Origin of the sequence: Litorivivens sp. (assembly GCF_041625495.1) — a bacterium.
GTDB lineage: Bacteria > Pseudomonadota > Gammaproteobacteria > Pseudomonadales > Spongiibacteraceae > Litorivivens.
Genome location: NZ_JBFJTH010000226.1, coordinates 1 through 4,693 on the forward strand (window position 1 = coordinate 1; position 4,693 = coordinate 4,693).

The 4,693-nt window shown below is 54.8% G+C and carries 3 protein-coding genes; all 3 read right to left on the reverse strand.

Annotation, left to right across the window (positions count from 1 at the left end; all coding sequences use genetic code 11):
* Positions 1–8 precede the first annotated feature (8 nt).
* Complete coding sequence (lpdA, locus tag ABYP39_RS17405) at positions 9–1,442, reverse strand: dihydrolipoyl dehydrogenase (protein ID WP_372783858.1); 1,434 nt, start codon at positions 1,440–1,442, stop codon at positions 9–11.
* Between the two features lie 84 nt (positions 1,443–1,526).
* Positions 1,527–2,756, reverse strand: coding sequence for a 2-oxoglutarate dehydrogenase complex dihydrolipoyllysine-residue succinyltransferase (gene odhB, locus ABYP39_RS17410; protein WP_372747882.1), 1,230 nt, complete (start codon positions 2,754–2,756; stop codon positions 1,527–1,529).
* A gap of 23 nt (positions 2,757–2,779) precedes the next feature.
* Positions 2,780–4,693: 2-oxoglutarate dehydrogenase E1 component (locus tag ABYP39_RS17415; RefSeq protein ID WP_372783860.1), on the reverse strand; the 1,914-nt coding region annotated here is incomplete at its 5' end.

The following is a 4,693-nucleotide window of genomic DNA, read 5'->3' on the forward strand; positions in this document are numbered from 1 at the left end:
AAAAAAGTCTAACGCTTCTTCCGGTGAGGAATGTGAATCGCATGCCCGGCCACCGCGAGTGCGGCCTCGTGAACGGCTTCAGACAGCGTCGGGTGCCCAAACACCGTGAGCCCGATATCTTCGGCACTGGAGCCAAATTCCATGGCAATGACAACTTGCTGCACCAGATCCGCAGCACTAGCGCCAATGATGTGGCAGCCGAGGATACGGTCGGTTTCGGCGTGAGCAATCATCTTGACCATGCCTTGTGAATCGTTGGCGGCAAGCGCGCGACCGCTGGCGACGAAAGGAAACACACCCACGTTGTACGGCGTGCCGTCGGATTTCAGCTCTTCTTCGGTTTTACCCACCCAGGCAACTTCTGGGTGAGTATAGATAACGCTCGGAATCACATCGTAGTTCATGGCTGTTTTCTTACCAGCAATGCGCTCGGCTACCATGACACCCTCTTCTGAGCCCTTGTGGGCAAGCATTGGGCCACGCACGATATCGCCTACGGCGTATACGCCGGGCGCATCGGTTTCACAGTAGTCATTCACAAAAATAAAGCCGCGCTCGTCCAGATTGACACCGCAATCTTGAGACAGCAGATTCTGGCTTTGCGGGCGGCGACCCACAGCCACAATCAATTTATCGAAAGTTTCTTCCTGCTCTTTGTCGCCGTCGTTGTATTTCACAGTCACCTTTTTCTTGGCAACCGTGCTATCCATCACGCGGCAACCAAGACGGATATCCAGGCCCTGCTTTTTAAAGATTTTGGCGGCCTCTTTGGCAATCTGCTGATCGACGGCTGGCAGAAAATCGGGCAGCGCTTCAAGCACAACCACTTCGCTACCCAGACGCGCCCAGACACTGCCCAGCTCAAGACCGATTACACCAGCGCCGATAACCCCCAGACGCTTGGGCACACTCTGAAACTCCAGCGCACCAGTGGAATCAACAATAATGTCCTGATCTATCGGGGCAGGCGGGATTTCTACCGGCAAGGAACCAGCAGCGATAATTACATTTTCCGCTTCCAGAGTCTCAGTCGAGCCATCTTCTTTAGTTACTTCAACTTTCTTGCCGGCAAGTAGCTTGCCTGCACCGTCAATGGCCGTTACGCCATTGGCTTTAAACAGCCCGCCGATACCACCCGTGAGCTGGGTCACCACCTGATCCTTGCGTTTGATCATAGCAGGAACGTCGATCTTCAGATCTTTGGCGGTGATGCCGTGGGTGGCAAAATCATGGGCCGCTTCAACGTATTTGTGGGAAGAGTCGAGCAGCGCCTTGGACGGAATACAGCCCACGTTCAAGCAGGTGCCGCCGTGGGCGGGCTTGCCGTTCTTGCCTTTGTTCTTTTCGATACAGGCGGTTTTGAGCCCCATCTGTGCAGCGCGAATGGCGGCCACATAACCTGCGGGGCCAGAGCCGATGACTACAACATCGAATTTCGACATAAATTCAACCTTCTATAAAAACTGTGTTCCGAGTGAATGGTCAGCGGGCGCCATAAGGCGCCCGCACCACAGACCGGCTTATAATCAGACTTCCAGCAAAATGCGCGCCGGGTCTTCGATGAGATCCTTGATGGTAACGAGGAATTGTACTGCTTCCTTGCCATCAATCAGGCGGTGGTCGTAGGACAGGGCCAGATACATCATCGGCAGTATTTCAACCTGCCCATTGACGGCCATCGGGCGCTCCTGAATTTTGTGCATACCCAAAATCGCGGTCTGCGGCGGGTTCAGAATGGGCGTAGACAGCAGTGAGCCAAATACACCACCGTTGGTAATGGTAAAGGTTCCGCCCTGAATATCGTCGATACCGAGCTTACCGTCGCGAGCACGCAGACCAAAGTCGCGAATCTTGTCTTCTACATTGGCCAGACCCATCGCATCGGCGTCACGCAATACCGGCACTACCAGACCTTTGTCGGTAGATACGGCAACACCAATGTCCTGATAGCCGTGGTATACGATGTCATTGCCGTCCAATGAGGCATTAACCGCGGGAAAACGCTTCAACGCTTCACAAGCCGCCTTGACGAAGAAGCCCATGAATCCAAGACGCGTGCCATTATGGGTTTTTTCGAACAATTCTTTGTATTGGCTGCGCAGCTCCATAACCGGCTTCATGTTCACCTCGTTAAAGGTGGTCAACATGGCCGTGCTCTGGCTCGCATCGAGCAAACGCTCTGCAATACGGGCGCGCAAACGGGTCATAGGTACGCGCTTTTCAACGCGCTCACCGACCACGAGGTTGTCAAGCGAGGCTTTTTCCGGTGCCTGCGACGCACTGGCTTTCGCCGCTGGTGCCGGCTTGTCGGTCGCCTTGGGCTGCTCCATGTGAGCAACAACATCTTCCTTGGTGATTAGACCGCCCTTACCGGTGCCCTCAATAGCTGTGGCTTCGAGACCGTTTTCTTCAATCATCTTGCGCGCGGCTGGGCTGACCTTCAGGTCAGCGCCGTTTTTGGCTCCGGCGCTGTCTTCGGCTGGTGCGGCTTTATCAGCTGCTGGCTTACTGGCGGTTGCCCCTTCCTTGAAACGACCAATCAGCTCGTCGCTGAGCACAGTTTCGCCTTCGCCTTTGACAATTTCTTCGAGCACGCCATCGGCTGGCGCGACCACTTCCAATACCACTTTGTCAGTTTCTATATCCACAATCAGCTCATCGCGCGAGCAGGCTTCACCGGGCTGTTTGTGCCAGGTGGCAATCGTGCCGTCGGCCACTGACTCTGGAAATGTGGGTGCCTTGATTTCGGTTGTCATCAGTAATTCCTAATACCTGTTTGTCAGTGTGTATCCAGACGCAGCGCTTCATGAATAAAGCGGGTCTGTTGTTCTATGTGCAAAGCGGTATAGCCGGCAGCTGGTGAAGCAGACGGGTCGCGCCCCACATAACCGAGCAGCAGATTCTTATCTGGCCGGAAACTGTGCACCACGCGCAGTATGCGGTGACGGCTGTTATACCAGGCACCCTGGTTACGCGGCTCTTCCTGACACCACACAACCTTTTTCAGATTCGGGTAACCGGCGATCACTTCTTTTAGACGATCGTAGGGGAACGGATACAGCTGCTCCAAACGTACAATCGCAATATCATTTTTCTCGTGTTCGCGGCGCTTATCCACCAGATCGTAGTAGACCTTGCCACTGCACAGAATCAGGCGCTTCACCTTGCTCTTGTCGAGGTCGTCTACTTCGTCAATCACAGTCTGGAAGCTGCCGTTGGCCAGCTCTTCCATGCTCGATACCGCATCCTTATGTCGCAGCAGGCTTTTCGGCGACATGACAATCAGAGGCCGACGCATGGGGCGAATCATCTGCCGACGCAGCATGTGATACACCTGCGCTGGTGTGGACGGCACGCACACTTGCATATTGTGTTCAGCACACAACTGCATGAAGCGCTCCAAACGCGCCGAAGAGTGCTCAGGTCCCTGCCCTTCGTAACCGTGCGGCAGCAGCATGGTCAGGCCACACAGACGCTGCCATTTGAATTCACCGCTGCTGATAAACTGGTCAATGACCACCTGGGCACCGTTGGCAAAGTCGCCAAACTGGGCTTCCCAGATCACCAGGGTATTGGGCTGGGTTGTGGCGTAACCGTATTCAAAAGCCAGTACCGCCTCTTCCGACAGCAGCGAGTCATAAATGGTAAATCGCGGCTGATTTTCAGAAACGTGCTTGAGCGGCGTATAGGTTTGACCATCTTTCTGGCTGTGCAGCACCGCGTGGCGGTGAGAGAAGGTACCGCGCCCTACGTCCTGGCCGGTAATACGCACGGCGTAGTCTTGCTCCAGCAACGTGGCGTAGGCCAGCGTTTCGGCAAACCCCCAATTGATGGGCGTGGCGCCGGCTGCCATTTTGCGACGATCTTCGTAAATCTTGGAGACCTGACGCTGCAGTGAAAAGCCTTCGGGAATAGTGTTGATGGTGTTAGCCAGTTCCCGCAGACGCTTTTCTTCAAAGGTGGTATCGCCGGGTGCACCCCAGTCATGTCCAATAAAGGGCCGCCAGTCGACAAACATGCCGCTGTTAGGCTCCATGACCAGACTTTTGACCACGTGCTTACCTTCGTCAAGCGCGGCACGGTATTCGGTTTCCATCGTGTCGACGCCTTCTTTGTCGACAATGCCCTGCTCAATCAACGAGGCAGCATAAAGCTCACGTGTCGATTTTTGTTGTTTGATCTGGGCGTACATCAGCGGCTGCGTACCAGACGGCTCGTCGGCCTCATTATGGCCGCGACGGCGGTAGCACAACAGATCGATAACGACGTCTTTTTTGAATTCCTGACGGAAGTCCACGGCCAGCTGGCTGACAAACAATACCGCTTCGGGATCATCGCCGTTCACATGGAAGATGGGTGCCTGCACCATTTTTGCAACATCGGTACAGTACTCGGTGGAGCGCGCATCTTCCGGACAACTGGTGGTAAAACCCACCTGGTTGTTGATCACGATATGAACCGTGCCGCCGGTGCGGTAGGCGCGGGTCTGCGACATCTGGAAGGTTTCCATGACCACGCCCTGCCCCGCAAACGCGGCATCACCGTGGAGCAAGAGCGGAATAACGGAACGACGTTCGCGGTCGTGATACTGATCCTGTTTCGCTCGCGCCTTGCCGAGTACAACTGGGTCAACAATCTCAAGGTGAGACGGGTTCGCCGTCAGAGATAAATGAACCTTATTGCCATCAAACTC

Excerpts from the sequence above, each read along its gene's own strand:
- lpdA (WP_372783858.1), bottom strand. The coding sequence starts at position 1,442 with ATGTCGAAATTCGATGTTGTAGTCATCGGCTCTGGCCCCGCAGGTTAT.
- odhB (WP_372747882.1), bottom strand. The coding sequence starts at position 2,756 with ATGACAACCGAAATCAAGGCACCCACATTTCCAGAGTCAGTGGCCGAC.